The sequence below is a fragment of the Mycobacterium sp. E1747 genome (assembly GCF_001667775.1).
In the GTDB taxonomy this organism is placed as follows: domain Bacteria; phylum Actinomycetota; class Actinomycetes; order Mycobacteriales; family Mycobacteriaceae; genus Mycobacterium.
In genome coordinates this window covers 1-612 of the sequence record NZ_LZJI01000225.1, presented here as the reverse complement: position 1 = coordinate 612, position 612 = coordinate 1, and the positions used below count along the sequence as shown (strand labels likewise).

The window sequence follows — 612 nt, the reverse complement described above, 5'->3', positions numbered from 1 at the left end:
CGAGCATGTCGATCTGCGGCCACCCGAAGCGCTGCACCAGCTTCCGTAGGACCACGGCCAATAACACCGCCGCGGTGCTCAGCGCCAGGGCGCGGTAGTTGATGTGGTCACCGTGGGTCAGCGTCAGCCACACGCGACGCAGGACCTGCATGTGGCCATTGCCCTTGTCCCGCACGCCGAGCGCGTTGCCCAGCTGACCGATGGCGAGCAGAAACGCCGCGGCCGCCATGAATCCGATGATCACCGACTCGGAGAACGCGACCGAACTGTTCGAGGGACTGTTCCTGTTGGCCGTGCTGGTGGGGGCGTTCCAGATCGTGATCAGCCTGTTCAGGCTGGGCAACCTGACCCGCTACATCTCCGAGTCGGTGATCATCGGATTCATGGCGGCCGCGGCGTTTCTGCTCGCCATCGGTCAGCTGGGCAACGCGCTCGGCGTGCGGGACAAGGGCAATGGCCACATGCAGGTCCTGCGTCGCGTGTGGCTGACGCTGACCCACGGTGACCACATCAACTACCGCGCCCTGGCGCTGAGCACCGCGGCGGTGTTATTGGCCGTGGTCCTACGGAAGCTGGTGCAGCGCTTCGGGTGGCCGCAGATCGACATGCTCG

The 612-nt window shown here is 65.5% G+C and carries 2 pseudogenes; one reads left to right on the top strand and one right to left on the bottom strand.

Annotated features, from left to right (window positions below):
* Positions 1 to 253 (bottom strand): annotated as a pseudogene (locus A5695_RS23910) (SulP family inorganic anion transporter); the annotation flags it as partial.
* Here A5695_RS23910 and A5695_RS23905 point away from each other — a divergent pair.
* Positions 246 to 612, top strand: a pseudogene (locus tag A5695_RS23905) (SulP family inorganic anion transporter); the annotation flags it as partial. The pseudogenes A5695_RS23910 and A5695_RS23905 sit on opposite strands and share 8 nt — an antisense overlap.